The organism is Allocatenococcus thiocycli (assembly GCF_921292965.1).
Classification (GTDB): Bacteria; Pseudomonadota; Gammaproteobacteria; order Enterobacterales; family Vibrionaceae; genus Vibrio; species Vibrio natriegens.
Window position 1 is genome coordinate 157117 of record NZ_CAKLCK010000030.1, and the last position, 24293, is coordinate 181409.

Below are 24293 nucleotides of genomic sequence, written 5' to 3' on the forward strand. Positions count from 1 at the left end.
TTATTACTTCACATCAATGACGCGGCTGGCTTTCTTATATTGCACTTTCCAACCCGACCAACGTGGCAGTTCCCAGCGCTTTGGATCGCCCTTTCGACTCCCTTCACTATAAACAACTTGGACAAGTTTGCGGCTGGCAAAGTACTCCACATCAAGCTTAAGTTCGGCAAGCAATAATTTCAGAGGGAATTTCTGCGCGAAATCCTCGTATTCCCATTCAGGTACCCCTGAAAAAGGTAGATCATCGGCATCGAATAACGCCATATCTTCAACTGATTCGACCCCCAGTGTTTGCAGTTGCTCGGCTAACCAATCGGTAAAAGTCAGAGATTCCAATCCTTCGAGGCCGGTCGCTTGTTGATTTAACCCCAGTGCGTTGTATAACTGCCAATGCAGAATTTGCTGTTTTCTTAATGGCGCAAACCCCGGCATTAACGTTTCATCTTCGATCATCTCTACGATAGATTGAATGGCAACGTCCCCTTGCAACGCCTGATATTCAGTCACGACAGTCCGACCAGCGTACACCAGGCTCATGGTTGCCCGTGGTGATTCTTCTTCATAATTGGTTTCGCCTTGTTGCCACTCTCCCAAGTTGAGGTCTTTAATGAGCGATAATGGAATTGGCATCATCACCGAAGCAAGATTAAGCGTCTGCTTAACACCTCTGCCGGGTACACTATGGCTATCCAGTACTAACGCGGCTTGTTCTTTTTCGGGGAAACGGCTATTGCGCCCTACTACCATCTCCATAACGCCGTTCCCTAAGGCATCTCGACGGCGCTCTCTGCGAACAAACACCAGTTCAGAGTGAATTTCCGCTATCGCATAGCAAAGTGATTCGCGCCGATATCTTGATGCGACTTCCAGTTGCGGTAATTCGAATAGCTCCCGCATTTGCTTAGCAAGGCCCTGCGCTTCTTCCAGCACACTTGAATCGACTGTGATGCCTGGTAACTTGTCGCCGCGAACTAAACGAATCATCAGAGAAGCATCACACCCCGTAGGCTCCTCTAGTGCCAAAGCCTCCGCAGCGTCGCCACTTTGTAACTGATATAGCTGCGCAGGAACCGACAACGCAGCCGCTAAATCAACCATGGCTTCTTTTTCAGGTCTGGTCTGAATACGGGTCACTAAATCAGCAAATAAGGCATCAATCGGTAATGGATACACTTTTCTTCCGTGCTCGGTAATCTCACCTTGCTCATCAACCGCTTCCATGGCTTTCAGGTTCTCAAATGCCAGATGTAAGGATTTATCAGGGACACTATCGAGGAAAGACAATTCTGCCAGACGATATCCGCAGCAAGCGGCGGCTAACATCGGCTCGCCCAATTCTTCTCGTTGCAGCTCAGGTGGCGTAATGAGTTCTAAAGGTGCATGCTCTCCGTATAACCTTATGCAAGTGCCTTGTGCAACACGACCTGCTCGTCCCATTCGCTGTTCAGCACTGGCTTTTGAAATGTTGCTTAACGTTAATGCCGTGCGACCATTACGCTGCACAGTTCGTCTTTCGAGCCCGCTATCAATCACGACTCGAATATTTGGGATGGTTAGCGACGTTTCAGCCACATTAGTCGCAAGCACGACCTTTCGCTGACTTTGGATGGTTAATGCACGATTGCGCTCTTCGTCACTCACAGAAGCATGAAGCTTTACCACCAATACACTTTCCAGACTTTGCAGCATCTGGGCACACTGAGTGATCTCTTTACGGCCCGGAAGAAATACCAGAATGTCTCCCTCTTCATCGACCAATGCTTCTTTTACTGTTCGAACAACTTCATTCTCACAACCTTTTTTGTTCGGAAGATAACGGCTATCAGCGCTTCGGTATGTCACTGAAACTGGGAAGCAACGCCCTTCAGAGCGAAGACGTTTAGCCTGTAAATAATCAGCAAGCTTCTCTCCCTCTAAAGTGGCAGAAGTGACAATAAGACGGTGACGATTTTCCTGTTTCAAAATCGCGGTAAGGAGATCAATGTCCCAACGGCGTTCATGAAATTCATCGACCATTACGATATCGAAGCTTGCCAGCTTGTCTTCTGCAAACCAACGTAGCGCAACACCTGGCGTAACAAAAACCACTTGCGTTTTTTCATCAAAATAAGAATACAGCTTAATCGCATAGCCAATTTTCCCACCGACCGACTCACCTGATTGCTGCGCAAGAAACTCCGCCAATGACGTACAGGCTATTCGGCGCGGTTCAATCACTAAAACACGGCCATGGCCAGCAGCCCAAAGTGGTAAGCGAGTGGATTTACCCGAACCAGTTTCGGCTTCCACAACAAGGTGAGCGTGTTTCAGGTTTTGATCGAATTCATCTTTTAGGGTATCGATAGGTAATAGAGACATAGGATACAGGGGTTTTTCTGATAATGAGGGGCATTATACCCAAATAACGTCGAGATACTCGTTTCAGAGAGAATCACGCGACTTTGAAACCTTCTGGATGATTTCTTTTGAGTATAAATTTCCACCAGACGTGAATTTTATTGCAACATTGCCTTGATGTGCATCAACGAATGTTTACAACTAAAGTCGGAAACCGTTAAAATTTGGCGCGCATCCTTCAACCCTACATAAGGCACCCAATGAACAACGACAAACGCCCGCTATATATTCCGTATGCGGGACCCGCTCTTATGGCAACCCCTCTTTTGAACAAAGGCAGTGCTTTTTCTGCTGAAGAACGCAGTTCATTCAACTTAGAGGGCTTGCTACCTGAAGCCACTGAAACCATACAAGAACAAGTAGAACGTGCTTACCAACAGTACAAAGGTTTCGAAAGTGACATGGATAAACACATTTATCTACGTAACATTCAAGATACCAACGAAACGCTATTCTACCGCTTAGTACAAAACCACGTTTCTGAGATGATGCCAATCATCTACACGCCAACCGTTGGCGCAGCTTGTGAGAACTTCTCCAATATTTACCGTCGTGGCCGTGGCCTTTTCATTTCTTACCCTAATCGTGACCGTATTGATGACCTGCTGAATAACGCAGCAAACCATAACGTAAAAGTGATTGTTGTTACCGACGGTGAACGTATTCTAGGTTTGGGCGACCAAGGTATCGGTGGTATGGGCATTCCTATCGGTAAACTTGCTCTTTACACCGCTTGTGGTGGTATTAGTCCAGCTTACACACTACCTATCGTACTAGATGTCGGCACGAACAACCCTCAGCGTTTGGCTGATCCAATGTACATGGGTTGGCGCCACCCTCGTATCACAGGTGCAGAATACGACGCGTTTGTTGAAGAGTTCATGCAAGCGGTACAACGCCGCTGGCCTGATGCTTTAATCCAGTTCGAAGACTTTGCTCAAAAGAATGCAATGCCTCTACTTGAGCGTTACAAAAACCGTATTTGTTGCTTCAACGACGACATCCAAGGTACAGCCGCAGTTACTGTTGGCTCACTGCTTGCTGCGTGTAAGGCAGCTGGCACTAAGCTTTCTCAACAGCGTATTACCTTCTTGGGTGCAGGCTCTGCTGGCTGTGGTATCGCAGAAGCGATCATCGCTCAAATGGTTTCAGAAGGCATTTCTGACCAACAGGCTCGCTCTCAGGTTTACATGGTTGACCGTTGGGGCCTACTTCAGGAAGGCATGCCAAACCTTCTTGATTTCCAACAGCGATTGGTACAAAAACATGAAAATACCAAAGAGTGGGAAAATGAAGGCACTGGTTACTCACTACTAGACGTAATGCGTAACGCGAAGCCGACTGTGCTTGTTGGTGTATCTGGTGCACCTGGCCTATTTAGCCAAGAAGTCATCGAAGAGATGCACAAACACTGTAAGCGCCCTATCGTGTTCCCGCTATCAAACCCAACCAGTCGTGTAGAAGCAACACCAAACGACATCATTCGTTGGACCAATGGCGAAGCGTTGGTTGCAACTGGTAGCCCGTTCGCTCCAGTTGTACACGAAGGAAAAACCTACCCGATTGCTCAATGTAACAACAGTTACATCTTCCCTGGTATTGGCTTGGGTGTTCTTGCTGTGAACGCAAAACGTGTGACTGATGAAATGCTGATGGAATCTAGCCGCGCACTTGCAACGTGTTCGCCTTTAGCGATTAATGGTCACGGTGCACTTCTTCCACCACTGGAAGAGATTCACCTGGTATCGAAGAAAATCGCTTTTGCTGTCGCTAAAAAAGCCATTGAACAGGGTGTGGCATTAGAAATCACCGACGAAGCGCTTCACGTTGCGATTGAACAGTCGTTCTGGCAACCAGTTTACCGTCGTTACAAGCGAACTGCGTTCTAAATTTAACCGCAAAAGAAAAACTCGCCTAATAATTAGCCCCTAACACATAGGGGCTTTTGTTTTTTAAACGTTTTTTTATCATCCTAACCGTATTTTGGCACAAATGGACTTCTCTCTTTTTGTTTGTATCAGATATGATGAGACATACACTTTCATTTAAGGATAAAAAACGTTTTGTTGTTTTCTCGTATAAGGTCAAAGTGGATGCTTAAATTTACATGGAAGCGACTTGCTTTGATTTTGTCGATCGCTGTACTTGGCCTGCTGATCTCCGTTATAGCCATCGACAGATGGGTAGTATTGCAAGCCAAAGAGAACATTTTTACTGACTACGAACCAATACCTCAGCATGAGGTAGCCGTCGTACTCGGTACGAGCAAATACATCGGAAAGGTCCTCAACACTTACTACACCCATCGCATCAACGCTGCAATTGAGCTTTACGAGCAAGGTAAGGTGAAACAATTTTTGCTCAGTGGTGACAACGCTCACCGATCTTACAATGAGCCATGGACGATGAAACGCGATCTACTCAAGGCTGGCGTACCAGAAGAAGTCATTCATCTCGACTACGCAGGTTTCCGTACGCTCGATTCGATTGTCCGTGCGAAAAAGATATTTGCTTCCGAGCGCTTTCTGATTGTGACCCAGCGTTTCCACTGCGAACGAGCACTGTTCATTGCCAATGCGTACCACATAGACGCCCAGTGTCTTGCCGTCGCAGGCCCAGTCACAAACAAACAGAAAGCATCGATGCGTATGCGCGAACTGCTTGCCCGCGTGAAGGCGTTTCTTGATCTTTACGTGATTGATACACAACCGAGATTCCTTGGCCCTCAAGAACCGATTTTTGCTGTAAAAGAGCCCATCGAGCCAAGACAAGTCCCTGTGGAATAGCCACTAACGCTTTTAATAACACTTCTATAAAAAGAATGGGTAGCAATCTACCCATTTCTAATTCCCAACATCACATTTTCATATTTGCTCTACGATTCAAGCAAAACTCAATTGCTCATTCAAAGTAACATTTAATCAATAAATAAATACAAGTCAGTTACTTTGCCATAAAAAACCGACAAAAAGGCAATGAATAAGGAGCATACCCCATGACCGCACTCGCTGTGACATTGAAGAACTGGTTCTTCACTCGCAACAGCATGATATTGAACGCAAATATCCTGCTATTCATTATCTTGTTTAATACCCTACCCTTTGAACCGCAAGTCGTAACCGGCATTAGCATCTTAGTTTTTGTTGCAATTTTGTGGTTAACGGAAGCGATTCACGTAAGTATTACAGCATTGTTGATTCCGCTACTCGCCGTGTTCTTAGGTGTGTTTAATACACAAGTCGCGCTCAACAACTTTTCTAACTCAATCATCTTCTTGTTCTTAGGTGGTTTTGCCCTGGCGGCGGCGCTGCATAAGCAGAAGTTAGACCAAGCGATTGCCGATAAGGTGTTGATATTAGCCCAAGGAAAAATGTCGGTAGCCGTCTTCATGCTGTTTGGAGTGAGTGCGGGTTTGTCGATGTGGATCTCTAATACTGCGACCACAGCAATGATGCTTCCTCTGGTTCTCGGCGTGATGACCAAACTGGATGGTGATAAAAACCATCGCACATTCCTATTCGTTCTGCTTGGTATCGCATACAGCGCATCCATCGGTGGTATTGCCACTCTCGTTGGTAGCCCACCAAATGCAATTGCTGCAGCCGAAGTTGGTCTTAACTTTACCGAATGGATGAAGCTTGCTCTGCCAATCTCTCTATTGTTGATGCCAGTTGCGGTTTTGGTTCTGTACGTTATGACCAAACCTGATTTGAGCCACAAGTTTGAACTTGACCACAAACCTGTCGAGTGGACAAATGGCAAGAAGGTCACTCTGGCGATTTTCCTTCTGACAGTGACGCTTTGGATCTTTAGTAAACCAATCAATGCGATGCTAGGCGGCTTTGCTAAGTTCGACACGCTGGTGGCAATTGGCGCAATCCTTTTACTCGGCGCATCTCGCGCGGTTGAATGGAAAGACATCGAGAAAACAACCGACTGGGGCGTATTGATACTGTTCGGTGGTGGTATCTGTCTAAGTAACGTTCTTAAAGATACTGGCACCAGCGTTTTCTTAGCACACAGCTTGTCAGGCTTTCTGGAACAGGCAGGCGTTCTGCTGACGATTCTTGCCGTCGTTGCCTTCGTTGTATTCTTAACTGAATTTGCGAGTAACACCGCAAGTGCAGCGTTGCTGGTACCTGTTTTTGCCACCATCGCAGAAGCACTCGGTATGTCGCCTGTCATTCTTTCAGCATTGATTGCCGTCGCCGCTTCGTGTGCGTTTATGTTGCCAGTAGCGACTCCACCAAACGCGATTGTATTTGGTACCGGTCATATCAAGCAAAAAGAGATGATGCGCATCGGCCTTGTTCTGAACATTGCATGTATTGGCGTACTAACACTTTTCGCTTGGCTTTTCTGGTAAGCAAAGACTTTTTACTGCTGTACCACGTCGTTTCGTTCCCCCTGAATGATGTACAGCAGTTTCCCGACTGGTGGCCAATTGGCCACCTTTTTTTTATCTTAGTTCCCCAAATTTAAAGCTCCTATTTCCCGCCAACATTCTATTCCCCCCTGCCCCTGACTTTGCATTCAGTATATACTGTGCAAAAACACAATAATGAGTAATGTTATGTCCTTAATTGCAACTGGTACGCTTAACAAAATGCGAGCTTCTCTGGATGGCGCAGTAAGCTATCGTCTTCCCGTAGGTGATGAAGAGATTGACCTTTCTCCATTCCTCGGCCAAACGCTAACACTGACCCACACTGGTAATATTTTCTGCTGTTCTTGCGGCAAAAAAACCAAAAAGAGCTACTCGCAAGGTCACTGCTTTGTCTGCATGAAGAAGCTAGCAAGCTGCGATATGTGCATCATGAAGCCAGAGACATGTCACTACGACCAAGGGACTTGTCGAGAGCCACAATGGGGCGAAGAAAACTGTATGGTGGATCACTTCGTGTATCTGTCTAATACATCGAGCCTTAAAGTCGGTATCACTCGTCACACTCAAATCCCAACACGCTGGATTGATCAGGGCGCGACTCAGGGTTTGCCGATCTTTAAAGTAAAAACCCGCCACATTTCTGGCTTGATTGAAGTTGAGCTGGCAAAACATATTGCCGATAAAACCAACTGGCGCGCATTGCTTAAAGGTGATGGAGAACCGATTGAACTGCAGGATCGATTTGCAGAGCTTCTTCCTTTAGTGGAAGACAAAATCGCCGAGATCAAACAGCAATTCGGTGAGGATGCGATCGAAGTATTAAGTGAAAGCATCACGGATCTTAGCTACCCAGTGCAACAGCACCCAACTAAGATTACTTCACATAACTTTGATAAAAACCCGGTTGTGACGGGCATTCTGCAAGGTATTAAAGGCCAATACCTGATTTTCGATACTGGCGTCATCAACGTGCGTAAGTTCACGTCTTATGAAGTTGAAGTCAGCGCATAAAAACTGACGACTTTTATATACAAAAAAGCTCGAGCTAAATGCTCGAGCTTTTTGTTTTCTATTTGAATTCACTAAGCATCAAGAATGCTTTCAATCACATCAAACAACATATCCACTTCTTCAAGTGTGTTGTAATGCATGCAACCAATTCGCACAACACCACCGGTCTCTTCCAGCCCAAGCTGACGAACTAAGCCCAGTGCGTAAAAATGCCCGTTCCAGACACAAATATTGTGTTCGCCCAAGGTTTTCGCAATAAATTCTGGCGAATATTTATCGAAGGTCAACGCAAATGTTGGTGTACGAAGCTGCGTATATTCCTTATCGATGCCATACAGTTTGACGCCCTCTAGCGCATCTAATCGCTGTAAGAAACGCTCACTTAATCGTTGTTCATGCTGAGAATAAAGCGCAAAGCTTTGTTCAAGTCTTTGGCGAAGTGGTAACCCTTCTTCACCAAACTGCGCTAGGTATTCAACAGCTGCGCTTACGCCAGCCAAGCCTTCAAAACTTTGTGTCCCTGTTTCAAACCGACCCGGGCCGATATTCGTTGCTGGCTCAACTTTATATGGGCGGATGCTGTGTAACCATTGGTCAGCAACGTATGCTATTCCCACATGAGGTCCGAAGAATTTGTAGGCAGAACATGCAAGGAAATCACATCCTAACGCCTGTACATCTACAAGATGGTGCGGCGCATAGTGCACTGCGTCGACGTAAACTTGAGCGCCAACTTGATGCACCATTTCCACAACACTTTGAATATCGACAATTGACCCTGTGGTATTCGAAGCATAAGTGACTGCGACCAAACGCGTTTTGTCAGACAACAAGCTTTGTAGATGTTCAAGATCCAGCGTACAGTCATCCTCATTAATACGAACCTGATGAACGACTGCGCCTTTGTCTTCCGCGGCTTGCTGCCAGCTAGAAACGTTTGAATAGTGATCTAAGGCAGAAACGATAATCTCATCGCCCTCTTGCCACTCTCGGCTGATCGCACGACTTAGTTGGAAAGTCAGCGATGTCATGTTCGCACCAAATACAATGTTGCCAGAAGAAGGCGCATTCAATAGCGCCTGAGCCGATTCGCGCGCATTTTGCATCACATCAACGGTCGTTTGGCTCGAAAAGTAATGCCCACCCAAGTTCGAGTTGTAGTAACCAAGGTAAGCCACCATAGAATCAAGAACTGTCTGTGGTACTTGTGAACCGCCCGGACCGTCAAAGAAAGTAACTGGTCTGTCGTTATGGTACTGCGCTAACGCAGGAAACTGCTGTCTGATTTGATTAAGATTGAAGTTCATTACGCTTGTCCGTTGCCGTAAGTACAAATACATCCATATGGCCAGCTTTATCGTCAATCACAGAGCGGATTGGACAGGCGTTATGCCAAAGTTTACTGTCTGCCAACATTGCGACTTCACCATTCTCCAGAACTTTACGGAAAAATGGCGCTTGGTTGTGGCTGCTGTATAGCATGATATCGCCACCAATGATGTTGTGACGGCCAACCCCTACCATTGCGATGTGATCAAAGCCATCTTGGTGTACACCTTCTGGTGCTACTTGCGTCTCATCTTCAAATGCGGTGATGCGGATTTGGTGAATTTCAATTTCTTGTCCATTCACTAGGTGATTCGCATTAACAAACAGCTCGCACATTTCTCTAAAGCCTTCACTAAGCAGAATATTCTTCTCAATCGGCTCAAATTGGCGAACAACATCACCCTGGAATCGGTTGATATCTGAAGACTGAACAAAGCTGTTTTTGTTCAAATCGATGACTTTGCCATTTTCAAAACTGACAACAGAGTAACGTCTCAATCGGTATTGGCCATCGGCATGATCCGTATGAGGTAGCGTTTCAAAAGATGGTGAAAGTTGCTCAATTGCTGCCATGCTGAGCTGGGTTAAATGTAGAGTATTCTCGCGTGAATGTAACATCATTTGCTCCTTTAATGAGGCACATTTAATTAACATTTAATTTACACGATAGGTTACGCAAATATTCTGCAATTACCAGCTTTTGACGTTGATAACTTCAGCAAATATCAAAAAATACAATAAAAAACCACAAAATTAAGATTAGATAGTTCCATGTTTCAGATTTTAACTTTGGCAACATTTGAAACTAGATATCTCTACTGTCATTAGAATTTTATGCTAGAACAAAAAGTAACCTACTACTTCAGAGTAAGTTCTAACCTATAACCAATTATTAGATCTCTATCCTGCTTTATGCTTTTAAAGCTATAAGAATTTCCATACAATCGAAGGAAATGTTCAGCCCTTTTTGGAGCCATAATGAGCGACGTAAAACATTGTAAACTATTAATTCTCGGTTCTGGCCCTGCGGGTTACACGGCGGCAGTGTACGCTGCACGTGCAAATTTAAACCCAGTGCTGGTAACAGGAATGCAGCAAGGTGGTCAGTTGACCACAACAACAGAAGTTGAAAACTGGCCTGGCGATGCGGAAGGCTTAACTGGTCCCGCGCTAATGGAACGCATGAAAGAACATGCTGAGCGCTTTGAAACCGAAATCGTCTTTGACCACATCAATGAAGTTGAGTTAACTCAGCGTCCTTTCCGTCTGAAAGGTGATTCTGGTGAGTACACCTGTGATGCATTAATCATCTCAACAGGCGCGTCAGCAAAATACTTAGGTCTTGATTCTGAAGAAGCTTTCAAAGGCCGTGGTGTATCTGCTTGTGCTACTTGTGACGGTTTCTTCTACCGTAACCAGAAAGTGGCGGTTGTAGGTGGTGGAAATACAGCGGTTGAAGAAGCGCTTTACCTTTCAAACATCGCATCTGAAGTTCACCTGATTCACCGCCGTGACTCGTTCCGCGCGGAAAAAATCCTAGTGAACCGCCTGATGGATAAGGTGGAAAACGGTAACATCATTCTTCATACCGATCGTACCCTTGACGAAGTTCTTGGCGACGATATGGGTGTAACTGGTGTTCGCATTAAAGATGTAAACACAGGCGCTACTGAAGATGTCGATGTAATGGGTGCCTTTATTGCGATCGGCCACCAGCCAAATACGCAAATTTTTGAAAGCCAACTTGAAATGAAAGATGGCTACATCATCGTTAAATCTGGTTTAGAAGGTAACGCTACACAGACCAGTATCGAAGGTGTATTTGCGGCAGGCGACGTGATGGATCATAACTACCGTCAAGCAATCACTTCAGCGGGTACAGGCTGTATGGCAGCATTGGATGCAGAACGCTTCCTTGACGCACTGAATGACAAATAACTTTTCATATTTGTGCCATATCCTTAAAACCCAGCGGTATTCCCGCTGGGTTTTCTTTTGTATACTACCGCCTCATTAAAACAATTATTATTAAGCCTTTACAATGGATAAGAAAAAGCATAGCAGCTTGAACAAGTGGCTTAAGCAACAAAGTAAGTTAGCCAAGCGCTGGCTTATGATTGCGATCGGCCTAGGCGTACTTTCAAGCGTGTTTTTATTGGCTCAAGCAGCCCTGCTCGCCTCTATTCTTCATCAATTGATCATCGAACAAGTCGACAAAAGTGAACTCATTTGGCACTTTGTCGGACTGGGTGGAACCGTTATTGGTCGTGCAGCCTGTACTTGGGGTCGCGAAATCGCCGGTTATCGTTGCGGTGAACAGATCAGAGTTTATATTCGTCAACTTATTTTGGACAAGGTCCATAAGTTGGGGCCGGCTTACATCAAAGGTAAGCCAGCAGGGAGCTGGGCGACGTTGATCTTAGAGCAAGTGGAAGACATGCAAGATTTCTTTTCTCGCTACCTTCCTCAAATGTCGTTATCGGTTTTGATTCCTTTCATCATTCTGATCGTCGTGTTCCCAGTAAACTGGGCGGCTGGTTTGATTTTCCTGGTTACGGCTCCTCTGGTCCCTATCTTTATGGCATTGGTTGGTAAAAAAGCCGCAGAAGCTAATCGCAAAAACTTCAAAGCGATGCAACGTTTGTCCGGTCACTTCTATGACCGTCTACAAGCCATGACGACCATCCGTCTGTTTGATCGCACCAAGTCTGAAACAGAAACGCTCAAGGGAGCCTCTGAGGTATTCCGTACCCGAACAATGGATGTGTTAAAAATCGCATTCTTGTCTTCGGCAGTTTTAGAGTTCTTTACCTCGATTTCCATTGCGATTACCGCCGTTTACTTCGGTTTCAGCTACATCGGTGAGCTAAACTTTGGCTACTACGGCGCAGGAGTAACGCTGTTCGCAGGTCTGTTTATTCTGATCCTAGCCCCTGAGTTTTATCAGCCGCTGCGCGACTTAGGTACTTACTACCACGCGAAGCAACAAGCGGTTGGCGCGGCAGAAAGTATTGTCGAGTTTTTGGAACTAGAGGTCGACCACGTAAAAGATGGTAACCAGATTCTAGACCAAGACGCACCGATCCAGATTGAAGCCAATGATCTCGTCGTCCTTAGTCCGGAAGGTAAACAACTTGCAGGGCCTCTATCTTTCTCATTAGAAGCCAATCAAAGTACAGCACTTGTTGGCCCAAGTGGTGCAGGTAAAACCAGCCTTGTGAATACCATTCTTGGCTTTATGCCTTACCAAGGCAGTCTAAAAATCAATGGTTGTGAGTTATCACAACTCGATCTTGCCACATGGCGTAAAACTATTAGCTGGATTGGTCAAAACCCGATGTTGCTTCATGGCAGCATTCGTGACAACGTCACATTGGGTAAGCACAATGTCCAAGACGACGCAGTCAATGCCGTGCTGAAGGACTCACACGCTGCAGAATTTGTTGAAATGCACGGTCTGGATTACCCAATTTCTGATCGTTCTGGTGGTTTGTCCGTTGGTCAGGCACAACGCCTGGCTCTTTCTCGAGCTATGCTGCAAAACGGCCGTTTTTGGTTACTCGATGAGCCAACTGCGAGTTTAGATGCACGTAGCGAAAGACTGGTGATGGAAGGGATCAGTAAATATACCCAATCAACCACGAACCTGATTATCACTCACCAGCTTGCACCATTGAAAAACGTCTCACAGATCTTAGTGATGCAAAACGGTCAGATTATTCAGCGTGGCGACTACACAACTCTCTCGTCTGAGGACGGTTTATTCAAAGACATGCTAGAAGCTAATTTAGCCCAGCGTGAATCAGACAAGGGGAACTTAGATGCGTGATTTACTCCCTTACTTAAAACTGTATAAAAAGCACTGGTTTGGTTTGTCATTAGGGATGCTATTGGCATTCCTGACTCTTGCAGCTTCAATTGGACTGTTGACCCTTTCTGGCTGGTTTATTTCTGCCGCTTCAGTCGCAGGATTAACTATCGCAAGAGAAACCTTTAACTACATGCTTCCTGGCGCTGGTGTCCGTGGTGCTGCCATGGCACGTACCGCTGGCCGTTGGGGTGAGCGCGTGGTGAGCCACAATGCCACATTTAAGCTGCTTACCGATTTACGTATATTCTTCTTCGAGAAACTTTCTCCGCTTATTCCGGGTCGAGTTTCAACCATGCGTGATGCGGACGTACTTAACCGTCTGGTTGCTGATGTCGATGCTATGGATCACGTCTATTTGCGCCTTATCAGCCCAGTGATAATAGGTATATTCGGCATCCTGAGTTTAACCGCGGTGCTGGCATTCTTTGACTGGCACTTGGCAATGCTGTTGGGTTCCGTACTCACTGTTATGCTGTTGGTTTGGCCGGTGCTGTTCTACAAACTCGGCAAAAAGAATGGTGCACACCTGACACATCGCAAAGCTGAACTGCGCGTTGCGACTCTTGACTGGTTACAAGGCTATAGCGAGCTGAGTATTTTTGGTGCAGAAGAACGTTACCGCAACTTGATTCTAGACAAGCAAAAACAGCTGCTTTCCAATCAGTTTGTTAACGCGAATCTCACTGGCATGGCATCAGGTCTACTGATGTTGGCTAATGGTTTGACGCTGGTAATGATGTTATGGTTTGCTGCGGACGGCGTTGGTGGTCGAGCTCCGGATCCGTGGATTGCGCTTTTCGCCTTTGCAACCATGGCAAGTTTCGAAATCCTAATGCCTATTGCAGGTGCATTTCAGTATCTGGGTCAAACCTTGACGTCGGCACGCCGTCTGAACGAAGTTATTCTTGCTAAACCAGATGTTGTTTTTCCTCAGCAGTCGAGTCGTGAAGACAAACCGTTGGATATCGAGTTTAACAACATTAGCTTTGCCTATCCGGACGGCCAGCAAAAAGTGCTGAACGATTTATCGCTATCTCTGCCTCTGGGTTCAAAAACCGCAGTGGTTGGTCAAACTGGTTCGGGCAAGTCGACGCTTATTCAACTGCTGTGTCGCTACTGGGACGTGAACCAAGGTGAAGTACGTATTGGTGGCGCATCACTAAAATCTTGGGGCGAATCTGATTTGCGTTCAGCCATTACCGTCGTTAGCCAGCGTGTAGACGTACTAAATGGCACACTGCGTGACAACCTCCTGATGGCTGCGCCCGATGCAACTGATGAACAACTGGCTGATATTTTAACTCAGGTTGATCTTGGCGGCCTGCTTGAAGAACCAGGTTTAAGCGCGTGGTTAGGCGATGGCGGTCGTCAGCTCTCTGGTGGCGAAAAACGTCGTATTGGCATTGCTCGAGCGCTGTTACGTGATGCGCCAATTCTGCTGTTAGATGAGCCTACTGAGGGCCTTGATAAACGCACGGAGCAAAAAGTGATGGCGTTATTCAACCAGCACTTTGCTAATAAGACCGTCGTGTTCATTACGCACCGACTCATCGAGCTGGAGAACATGGATAACATCTGCTTGATGGAGCAAGGCGAAATCATTGAGCAAGGCAACCACAATGCGTTGATAGCGCAACAAGGTCGCTACTTCCAACTGTTGCAGTCTCTATAAAGATAAAAACGCAAAGGGCTCATCACAAGATGAGCCCTTTTTTATTGGCAAGCATCAATCACAACGTTCTGACTGAGCCAAATATGCCGCCATTTCTGCTTCAGGAACCATGCCGCCGCCCGTCGCCCAAACGAGATGCGTTGCTCCATTAAGCTTCTCGTTGCTAATGTTCATACGAGCCAGGTATTCTTTGTTATTCGACACATGAACCGCACCGACCATCCCAGCAAGCGCTGACGGCTCGAGACGAATATTTTCAAGATCACTCAACTCACCTAAATGATGGTACATGCGCTCATCGGAGATGGTGTAATACCCATCTAACAACCTTTCCATTGCCCGCCCGACAAAGCCAGAAGCCCGCCCCACTGCGAGACCATCAGCGGCGGTCACATTATCAATGCCTAAATCCTGAACTGAAATTTGGTCATGCAAACCGGTATGTACACCTAATAACATGCAGGGAGAGTGAGTTGGCTCAGCAAAGATACAATGGACGTGGTCACCAAAAGCCATTTTGAGACCAAATGCGACACCGCCCGGACCACCACCCACCCCACATGGCAGGTAGACAAACAGTGGATGGTGTTCATCGACAGCAATACCTAACTCTTCAAACTGTTGCTTTAGTCGCTCCCCCGCAACTGAGTACCCCAAGAATAGAGTTTGCGAGTTTTCGTCATCAATAAAGAAACAGTTAGGGTCTTGCTCCGCCTCTTTACGGCCCTGCTCCACCGCGACACCGTAATCTTGTTCGTATTCAACAACATTAACACCATGAGAACGGAGTTTGTCTTTTTTCCATTGGCGAGCATCGGCAGACATATGGACTGACACAGAAAAGCCAAGTTTTGCGCTCATTATGCCAATCGACATACCTAAGTTGCCTGTCGAACCTACTGCGATAGAGTATTGTTGGAAAAACTGGCGAAACTCCTCACTGAAAAGTTTGCTGTAATCATCCCCTTCAGTCAGCAACCCCGCTTCCATCGCGAGCTTTTCTGCATGCGTCAATACTTCGTAAATACCGCCACGAGCTTTTATTGAACCTGAGATGGGTAGATGACTGTCCTTCTTCAACATTAAGCGACCCGAAATCGGGGTTTTATACTGAGTTTCCAGACATGCTTTCATCTTGGGAATGTCAACAACAGGCGATTCAATAATGCCGTTATTGCCAGAGGTTTCAGGAAAGGATTGCATGATGTAAGGCGCAAATCGCTTCAAGCGTTGGCTCGCAGCATCAATATCTTTAGCGTCTAAACCAACGTAAGGTAATCCCTCTTCTAAAGAAGTCACATTTGGGTTAAACCAGCAGACTTCTTTCAAATCGATTAACTGCGTCAGGAGGGGAAATTGTTTTTGGAGTTCTTTGGTGTTGTGCAAAGCCATGTTAATCCCATCTTATTCAACCTTTGCAGAGGTAAAGTGCGCAACATGAAAAGTGGTGTGATGTTTGGCTCATCTACCCATGCGTTGGTTAGTTAAACAAAAGCGCCGCAAGTGCGACGCTTTGAGTAGTTCAGTGTTGGTTCAAACTACGCGTACTTTTCTTCGAACTCTTTCATAAAGTCTACAAGCGCCTGAACACCCTCAAGTGTCATTGCGTTGTAGATTGACGCACGCATACCACCTACGGCACGGTGACCTTTCAGAGATTTCAAGCCTTTCGCATCGGCTAGCTCTAAGAAAGTGCTATCAAGCTCTGGCTTCGCTAACTGGAACGGTACGTTCATCAGTGAGCGGTTAGCAGAATGAATGCCGTTACGGTAGAAATCTGACTGATCAATGAAATCGTAAAGCAATTTCGCTTTTGCACGATTCACTTTCTCAATACTCTTAACACCACCTTCCGCTTTTAGCCATTTGAATACAAGGCCAGATAGGTACCAAGCAAATGTTGGAGGCGTGTTGAACATAGACTCTTTTTCTGCAAGTACAGTGAAATCTAGAATGCTCGGCAGTTCTTGTTTTGCCATACCCAATAAATCATCACGTACGATAACGATAGAAATACCAGATGGGCCGATGTTTTTCTGAGCACCCGCATAGATAACGCCGTATTTAGAAACGTCGATCTCGCGCGAAAGAATCGTAGAAGACATGTCTGCAACAATTGGCTTGTCGGTAACAGGCAAATCGTTGATTTCAATACCGTCGATGGTTTCGTTAGGACAGAAATGAACGTAAGCCGCATCTGGTGCAATTTCCCACTCACTTGCAGGTTTTACTGCCAGTTTGCCGTCAATTTCTGTTTTTGCGTCAAAAACGTCTGGTTCACAGTATTTCTTCGCTTCTGCGACTGCGCTTTCTGCCCAGTAACCGCCATCAATGTAAGTAGCAGTTTTGGCTTCACCCAAAAGGTTTAGCGGAACAGCAGCAAACTGAGCGCGAGCGCCACCTTGGCAAAATAGGACTTTGTAGTTCTCTGGAATGTTTAAAAGGTCACGCAGGTCTTGTTCAGCTTCTTCAGCAACTTTAATGAACTCTTTGCTTCGGTGGCTAATTTCCATCACGGAAGTGCCCAGACCTTGCCAGTTTAATAGTTCATTTTGTGCTTGTTGCATAACTGCTTTTGGCAGACCTGCTGGTCCTGCGCTGAAGTTAAATACGATGTCCGTATTTTGTTCCATGATGCTCATTGCTCCTGCTCAATATATGTCGAAATTAATGTACTCAAATAATCTCGAGATGCGGGCCTGGGAAGGCTTTTAGGGTCATCAGCGCAGACACTGTTTATCGCGCGAAAACTCTCTAACAAAGTTCCGATGCCTTCATCTTGATATATGTTGGGTATATCACGTTTTTGCGGCGATAAAAACAAGAAAAGAGGTCCTACGACCTCTTTTTAAACTGAAAACGCCATATGAGCGTAATTAACTAACGATGGCTGTCTATTTTTGCATCAGCGCTGGCATCAATAGCGCGATCAATGGAAACTCGTGTCCGTTCTCGAATTTTAACTTCCCATCACCGATTTGAGCCTTAAGTTGGTAACCACCCTCAACTTTGTCTATTAACTCCATGATTAACAACTCATCTATTCCTTCTTGAATAAACGGATAATGATCAACTAACTCATCGGAGAAATACGTACTTAAAGCGCCGTTAGTTACATTGACTAACTTCATCGGATTCTGGGTGATTTGCTCGGTACCTTGCGGTATAGACAGTTCCCATTCGTTATGGAATTTACCTTCACCAAACGCGAGTGACAGTTCGTTCACTGAAAGATTAAAGCCTTTACTAAACAGCGTATCAATGTGAGGCAATAGGCTGGCCACTTCTTGCTCACTCAGCACTGCAGAGCTCTGATAGATAGACATAATCTCATCGAACGATTGGCTATCGACATCGGCGATGGAAAAGTCGAGCTTAAAGTCGTCAACATCGGTGCCATCCGTCAGCCGCAGGTTTTTCGCCGCCAGATTAAACTGACTGTTCAGCTTTTCGCCCGCCTCATCCGTCGCTGTGTTACCGCTGTAGTTCGCGTTTTCAATTAAGAACACCGGGGTCATAGTAGAATCCACCACATCCAGTTTCTCTAACGAAAATACCTGCTCACCCAACCAGTAACCTTTAACTTGTTTTCCTTTACCCTGCCCTGTCAAACCGTTCAAATGCAGTTCGTCACCGTTGACAAAATCAACCTGAACATAGGGAACCGAAACCTGGTAATTAAGATCGCCTAAAACTGTCACGTTACCCGATACTTTCGCAGGACTTGTCGACACTGAGATATCTTCAGCTTCATTGCGGTAATGCCAGCTGTCTAAGTCCAATGTAAATGCAGTATTACCATTGAGTTGAGTCTGACTTTGCAACGTAAGCGGCAAAAAGTCGTTTTCTACTAATTTTGAATCCGCTGTAAGGCTGGTTAGCCCATGGCTAACATCACTTGTGACATCAAAAGTTGTAGGTATGCTGTCACGCAACAATTGCGTCTTTAACTCCGGGTCAACTACCGTATATCGGGTTCGCACGACCGAAGACAGGTAACCACGCTGATACTCAATCACTTCTCCTTTGATCATTTCATCGTTCATATTCGCGATACCATCTTCAATGATGGACTGACCAATTTGACCAACGGCGAGTGGCCAACAGAGCGCGAGTGAAATTGCACCGCCAATGGCGCCAAGTTTTTTAAGATTTTGCATAACGTCACTTTTCAGGTATTTGTGTTCAGTCTAACCCAAACCCTCGGCGGATAAAACATTGAGATAAATCAGACTATTGTTGCTTATTCTAGACCATTAATCAGGAATCATACTTAGCTCGCACTCATTCCGTCGTTTTATTGATAGGGTTTGGCTGGAGAAGTTTTAACCGGAGCTCAACTACCTGTGAATCGCTACGCTGTATTGTGTCTCGACAACAATCCAATCAGTGCCGAACAGTTTCGATTGGAGCTGTCTGCTTTCTCTAGCAAATTTGATATTTTTTCTGTTGAATCCATTGAAGAAGCACAAAGTGCACTTGAGTATCTCGAACAACAGAAGCAGACTGTCGCACTCGTCATCGCCAGCCACCATGCTCATTTTAATGGCGTGGAATTTCTTATTGGTCTCGACCGGGCACCACATACAGAAAGCGCAAGAAAAATCCTCATTAGTTGCTCCTCGGATATCCAAGCGATACTCACTGCTGTTAACGAAGGTCGATTAGACCACTGCCTGACAAAGCCGCTCCCGGATAAGGTGCTGTTTAATACTGTTCAAAAAGAGTTAACGCAGTTTATTTTACGCAACTGTCATGAGGACTTGCTCGGCTACAGCCAAGTACTGGACCAACATAAATTGCTGCGAGCGCACATTGAGAATCAGATGCAGAAATACCAAGCGGGCTTTCTGCATGACTATCACTCAATGTCCGATGCAGAGCTCGCAGAGCAAGTAATTACCGCCCTGCAACTGTTTTTCAAAGACAGCGATGATACCCATGCCTGCCGTACCTACTCGCCTGAACATTTATTGACGGTTGAAGGTGAACCCAACAACTTTCTCTGGTTTATCACCAACGGAGACGTTGCTCTGTACAAAAGAGATGAGCAAGGCGTTCAAAGAGAAGTCGTTCGCTACACAAAAGGTAATATTGTCGGCAGCATGTCATTTGTGACGGGTGAAAACTCTTTCTCTACCGCACTGACATTATCGAAGACGGAAGTGATCAAACTCGATCGCCAAGTGTTCCACAACGTCATGCAGAGTGACTCTAATCTGCTGCCACTCTTCACCAACTTACTGCTTCGACACTTTAATCGACGTTTGCAACGCAGCATCAATACCAAGTTACAGCTGCAAAAAACACTTGAATCGTTAGAGTCGGCTCATCAGCAACTGATAGAGCGAGAAAAAATGGCCATGCTTGGTCAGCTCGTTGCCGGTGTCGCCCATGAACTCAACAATCCAATCGCAGCTATTTTGCGAGGGGTAGAAAATCTCACGCATACCCTTGAAAGCCTACTGACTGAGCTTCCTAGTTCGGATATCCAGAGCAAGGGCGTGCAACTACTGTCTCAAGCGCAAAATTCTAAACCAGCCTCAACCTCTGAGCTAAGAGCACGAGTAAAACGACTTAGTCCTATTCTGCCGGATCGCTCGTTAGCCAAAAAAATCGTCAATCTCGGCTTAGAGTCAGATGATGCGTTGTTGTCGCAGCTCGCGAAAAAACAGGATAGTGCAGCTCAGACACTTGGAACACTTGAGCAATATCATAAAGCGGGGGCTTCTCTGCGTTCAATTAACGTGTGTGCAGTCCGTATCGCTGACATGGTAAAGAGCTTGAAAGGCTATGCACGTGCCGATGATGAAAGCATGCATTACGCTGATATCCACGAAGGCATCGAAGACACCTTAGTTATCTTTGAAAACAAGTTGAAAATGCACCAGGTTTCAACAGACTACGATAACTTACCGCGAATTCTTTGCCAGCCTATCGCTTTACAGCAGGTTTGGACTAATCTAGTTTCAAACGCCATTGACGCTTTTCCGGATAAAGGTGTGTTAAAAATCCAGACCAGGCTGGTCGAAAAAGATCAAAAGCGATATGCCGTGATTTCATTCGAAGATAATGGTTGTGGTATTCCAGAATCACAGCAGACATCAATTTTCGAACTCAACTTTACGACCAAAAAAGTGGGCAACTTTGGCTTAGGAATCGGGCTTTCTATCTGCCAGCAAATCGTTTCTGCTCACCACGGATGGATTGAAGTGGAATCAGAACTCAACAAATACACTCGTATGACAGTCTGGTTACCGGTCATCGAAGAAGGAGATGAAATATGACAAAGTATCTGATTTTATGCGTCGATGACGAAAGAGAAGTCTTGGATAGCGTGTTGCAAGATTTAGCTCCCTTCGAAGAACATTTTATTTTAGAAGGCGCAGAGTCCGTGACAGAGGCAAGACAAGTAATCGAGGACATGGCGGACGAAGAAGTAAAACTTGCGCTCATTTTGTGTGATCACATTATGCCGGAGCAAACTGGAATTAGCTTCTTGATTGAACTAAGCCAAAGTGCTGACACAAGAAGTGCCCGCAAAGTGCTACTGACCGGTCAGGCAGGATTAGAAGACACCGTAGAGGCAATTAACCACGACAGTTTAGACTATTACATTGCCAAGCCATGGAGAGGAGATGAACTAAGACAGGCGATCCTCTCTCAGCTTACTTCGTTCGTTATCGAACAGGATGATGACTTGTTATCCTGGACAACCGTCCTTGACTCAGAAGCCATTTTAAACGCGATGGCAGAGCGTAGAGCAAGCTTCGGTGAATAAACCAAACCATACAAAGTGCGCCATCATACATGGCGCACTTTTTGCTTAAATTGGATAACAATTAAGTTAATTGACAAAACATCGACACATTTATGTTGGTCGAAGACCTCTCTTTTGATTATGATGTCGGACAAATCAGATTACAGTTCAAGTGCTTGCTTGGACTCATGGAAAAATAAACAAGGTTTATCGTTAGTTATGCGTAAGACACTATTAGCCACAGCCCTATTGTTAGCATCAAGCCACGCCCTAGCTGCAAATGGCAATACGCCTGCAACTATGAGCAACTTTAGCTACGACTACGTCGAAGCTCGCATTGGCGCAAGCCCGATGACATTTGGTGCTGGAGTCAGCAAATCAATCCACCCAAATGCACACGTCGTAGCTCGTATCGATTCTGAGTTTGAAAGCGACTTTGATTCAGCAGCTGGTTTTGGTTTTCACTCACCACTTAATAACTGGGCAGACCTGACAGGCGAAATGCTGATGCGCGTTGTTCAACCATCTCACTCAAGCAGCACTGATGTGGGTATGGAACTAAACCTGGGCGTTCGTCAGTGGTTAGGTCCTCAATTAGAAGTAGGTGGTAAAGTTGGCTATGTTTCTATTGATGACAACGACGACTGGATGGGCTCTGCCTATGCACGTTTCCACTCAACTGAGTTGTTCTCTCTAGGTGCAGAAGCTCGCATTAACGACTTTTACGGTGATCAAGTTATGTTCACTACGCGCTTCAAGTTCTAATAAGCACAAGCGAAAAACAAAAACCGAGGCATTAGCCTCGGTTTTTTATTTGGTAGAAATAACTCGCTCTAATAAAGTGCTCAAAAGTATCAACATCCCTTTTCTACTTTTGATGCTTACTTTTACGAATCGCTAACGCCAGAGTAAAGTCATTCATTAAATAAGCCCATTACGTTAGTTACACAGCTCTAAAAGCTGTTTTTTACGTGGCTCTTGAATGAGTTTCCAGTGCACTCCATCAATCGCACCAGCAAACTTCCAAAGCAGTTTGACATCTACATCGTTACCGTAAGCCTGTCTTACTTTATTGAAAACTTCCACAGGCCCAAGCTCCAAAAATGCTTCAACATCATCAACGCCGGCTTTTTTCACCATACGCTCAAGTGTAAGTTGCATGTTCGGCAAATCCCTTAGCCGTCTACTCGCAGATGATTTTTGGTATTTGCGTTCCTTTACTGAGTACTCTATTGATTTTTTTAACAGTTCATCTAAACCGGAAAAGCCGGATTCAAACAGCTCTGTCACATCATAATAATTAACGGTTGCCGTCGTTTGTCTCTTGACGTGCTTATATTTTTCACAATTTAGTTGCATCAGCTCTTCGTCTAGCTCATTACCGCCACGTAGGTAACAGCAGTCATTACTGACAAGAGCGAACATGGCATCATCGCAAAATAAGCCGATGCCGCCAAACATGGAACGTTTCTGATATTGACTAAAATTGCGTACGTATTTAAAAAAAGCTTGGTCTGTCATGTCCATTGACCTCTTTAATCTGAATAAATTACCCCGATTAGCGATGTCACCAGATAAACAGCAGCTTGTAGCGAATTATAAAATGTCGATTTGTTGGCGATATATTTGTAAATTGTGCTTACCAACTTGCTTAATCATACTTAACGACGAAAAATAAGTTAGGACATAAGTCACATATAAAAAAGTATAAATTCCCCATACGTGATTGATTTCACAGTTATCCTTCTTTGTAGCGGTATTTTTTTGACACCTTGTAGACTGAATCAACAATTCATCATGATATGTTAGGTAATTGAGTATACAGAGAACGCATTTCATTGATAATGCGCGTGTTGAAAGGGTACACTGTACCAAAGATTATAAGTACAACGTCATAATGGAACACCTATCATTTTTTTGGCTACCAAATAACAAAGATAAGCTTTTAAAAGCGCTAGAATCAGAATTCGCACAACTGGTAGAGCAATCTATTACTATCGGTAAGATTTCTTTACCTCCGATACCTGATGCCGTGCTTAAAATTCAGCAATTGTGTCAGGAAGAAAACACAACGATCGCCGATATTGCGAACTGTTTGTTAGAAGATCCTGGGTTAGCAGCCGTTGTGGTGCGGGTCGCGAACTCGGTCATTTTTAACCGTAGAAACATCACCTGCAATGATCTAATAACCGCTGTCTCACGTTTAGGCATTCTGCGCGTGCGTGACATTGTTACCGCTCAAGCAATTGAACAGTTGAAACACTCACTAAATCTAACCAGCGAATGTAACGCGATCATGGTGAAAAGTGCTGCGGTTTCCCGTGAGCTTGGTGCTGTGATGGTGTTAATTGTGCAAGAGTTCCGCAAGCACGATCCTGTGACATATGGACACCTTGAACAAGAAAAAGCATTGTTAGTCGGCTTGTTAGCAGATATAGGCCTATTTTGTCTTATTAATGAGTACAATATGTACCTCGAAAGAGGCAACTATCTGGATCAAGATATCGCGTTACAAATCTTCCAAACACGTTGCGCTACCACCAGTAATCTGGTGCTAGAACGCTGGGGATTTGATAACGATTACAGAGAAGTGTCATCGAACGAAAAGTACGTCACTTCTCGCCCAGATGTCAGTTACTTAGACATAGCCAGAATTGCACACCATCTGTTAATGTTCCGCAATCAAGATGAGCGCATTAACGAACACGAAGTGGAATTCAACCTAACGGGCGCTGAGATACTTTATGAACTCAGCAATATGAGTGATCAGGACTTCCGTCAGGAAATGAACACGGTTTTAACCACCAGTGGCTTGTAGACCTTATTTTTAATCAAAACGTCATCCACAGTAATGGCTCCACTCAAG

18 protein-coding genes are annotated in these 24293 nt (G+C 45.3%); 11 read left to right on the forward strand and 7 right to left on the reverse strand.

Annotated features, from left to right (window positions below):
• Positions 1-3 precede the first annotated feature (3 nt).
• Entirely contained in the window at positions 4-2358 is a 2355-nt protein-coding gene (locus L9Q40_RS12510; protein ID WP_498793457.1) for a helicase-related protein, read from the reverse strand.
• Positions 2359-2597: 239 nt separating this feature from the next.
• On the opposite strand from L9Q40_RS12510, the gene L9Q40_RS12515 reads away from it, so the two are divergent.
• From L9Q40_RS12515 to L9Q40_RS12530, 4 genes are all read left to right on the forward strand, one after another.
• Positions 2598-4286, forward strand: a complete 1689-nt coding sequence (locus L9Q40_RS12515) for an NAD-dependent malic enzyme (protein ID WP_498793459.1) — start codon at positions 2598-2600, stop codon at positions 4284-4286.
• A 204-nt stretch (positions 4287-4490) separates the two neighbouring features.
• Entirely contained in the window at positions 4491-5183 is a 693-nt protein-coding gene (locus L9Q40_RS12520; RefSeq protein ID WP_014231588.1) for a SanA/YdcF family protein, read from the forward strand.
• Positions 5184-5392: 209 nt separating this feature from the next.
• Positions 5393-6763: an SLC13 family permease gene (locus L9Q40_RS12525; protein ID WP_014231587.1), complete on the forward strand. Its 1371-nt coding sequence runs from the start codon at positions 5393-5395 to the stop codon at positions 6761-6763.
• A 207-nt stretch (positions 6764-6970) separates the two neighbouring features.
• Positions 6971-7795 carry a DUF2797 domain-containing protein gene (locus L9Q40_RS12530; RefSeq protein WP_020333018.1) on the forward strand — a complete coding sequence of 275 codons (825 nt, stop codon included), beginning with the start codon at positions 6971-6973 and terminating at the stop codon, positions 7793-7795.
• 71 nt (positions 7796-7866) lie between these two features.
• On the opposite strand, the gene L9Q40_RS12535 is transcribed toward L9Q40_RS12530, so the two are convergent.
• The gene (locus tag L9Q40_RS12535) at positions 7867-9102 is read right to left on the reverse strand and encodes a cysteine desulfurase-like protein (protein ID WP_498793461.1); all 1236 of its coding nucleotides are present in this window, start codon (positions 9100-9102) and stop codon (positions 7867-7869) included.
• Positions 9086-9742, reverse strand: coding sequence for a 2OG-Fe dioxygenase family protein (locus L9Q40_RS12540; RefSeq protein ID WP_020333016.1), 657 nt, complete (start codon positions 9740-9742; stop codon positions 9086-9088). Before L9Q40_RS12540 ends, L9Q40_RS12535 begins: the two co-directional genes overlap by 17 nt.
• A gap of 360 nt (positions 9743-10102) precedes the next feature.
• Between L9Q40_RS12540 and trxB the strand changes: the two genes are divergently transcribed.
• The 3 genes from trxB to cydC all read left to right on the forward strand — a co-directional run bounded on the left by trxB (position 10103) and on the right by cydC (position 14667).
• On the forward strand, positions 10103-11062 hold the full coding sequence (gene trxB, locus L9Q40_RS12545; protein WP_020333015.1) for a thioredoxin-disulfide reductase: 960 nt from the start codon (positions 10103-10105) through the stop codon (positions 11060-11062).
• Positions 11063-11165: 103 nt separating this feature from the next.
• Positions 11166-12953: a heme ABC transporter permease/ATP-binding protein CydD gene (gene cydD, locus L9Q40_RS12550; RefSeq protein WP_498793463.1), complete on the forward strand. Its 1788-nt coding sequence runs from the start codon at positions 11166-11168 to the stop codon at positions 12951-12953.
• The gene (cydC, locus tag L9Q40_RS12555) at positions 12946-14667 is read left to right on the forward strand and encodes a heme ABC transporter ATP-binding protein/permease CydC (RefSeq protein ID WP_498793464.1); all 1722 of its coding nucleotides are present in this window, start codon (positions 12946-12948) and stop codon (positions 14665-14667) included. The genes cydD and cydC overlap by 8 nt, the downstream gene beginning before the upstream one ends.
• 54 nt (positions 14668-14721) lie before the next feature.
• On the opposite strand, the gene dsdA is transcribed toward cydC, so the two are convergent.
• The 3 genes from dsdA to L9Q40_RS12570 form a co-directional block, all read right to left on the reverse strand.
• Positions 14722-16059, reverse strand: a complete 1338-nt coding sequence (dsdA, locus tag L9Q40_RS12560; RefSeq protein WP_498793465.1) for a D-serine ammonia-lyase — start codon at positions 16057-16059, stop codon at positions 14722-14724.
• Positions 16060-16205: 146 nt separating this feature from the next.
• On the reverse strand, positions 16206-17309 hold the full coding sequence (gene serC / locus L9Q40_RS12565; protein ID WP_031779177.1) for a 3-phosphoserine/phosphohydroxythreonine transaminase: 1104 nt from the start codon (positions 17307-17309) through the stop codon (positions 16206-16208).
• 252 nt (positions 17310-17561) lie between these two features.
• Positions 17562-18827, reverse strand: a complete 1266-nt coding sequence (locus L9Q40_RS12570) for a DUF945 family protein (RefSeq protein ID WP_498793467.1) — start codon at positions 18825-18827, stop codon at positions 17562-17564.
• A gap of 186 nt (positions 18828-19013) precedes the next feature.
• Here L9Q40_RS12570 and L9Q40_RS12575 point away from each other — a divergent pair, with 186 nt between their 5' ends.
• The 3 genes from L9Q40_RS12575 (at position 19014) to L9Q40_RS12585 (ending at position 22192) form a co-directional block, all read left to right on the forward strand.
• Entirely contained in the window at positions 19014-20954 is a 1941-nt protein-coding gene (locus L9Q40_RS12575; protein ID WP_498793546.1) for an ATP-binding protein, read from the forward strand.
• On the forward strand, positions 20951-21448 hold the full coding sequence (locus L9Q40_RS12580) for a response regulator (protein ID WP_020333008.1): 498 nt from the start codon (positions 20951-20953) through the stop codon (positions 21446-21448). Before L9Q40_RS12575 ends, L9Q40_RS12580 begins: the two co-directional genes overlap by 4 nt.
• Before the next feature lie 198 nt (positions 21449-21646).
• A complete protein-coding gene (locus L9Q40_RS12585; RefSeq protein ID WP_020333007.1) occupies positions 21647-22192 on the forward strand; it encodes a hypothetical protein in 546 nt (181 codons plus the stop codon).
• A gap of 174 nt (positions 22193-22366) precedes the next feature.
• Here the strand turns inward: L9Q40_RS12585 and L9Q40_RS12590 are convergent, their stop codons facing one another.
• Positions 22367-22954, reverse strand: coding sequence for a TfoX/Sxy family DNA transformation protein (locus tag L9Q40_RS12590; protein WP_014231574.1), 588 nt, complete (start codon positions 22952-22954; stop codon positions 22367-22369).
• Positions 22955-23324: 370 nt separating this feature from the next.
• Between L9Q40_RS12590 and L9Q40_RS12595 the strand changes: the two genes are divergently transcribed.
• Positions 23325-24245 carry an HDOD domain-containing protein gene (locus tag L9Q40_RS12595; RefSeq protein ID WP_020333006.1) on the forward strand — a complete coding sequence of 307 codons (921 nt, stop codon included), beginning with the start codon at positions 23325-23327 and terminating at the stop codon, positions 24243-24245.
• Positions 24246-24293 lie beyond the last annotated feature (48 nt).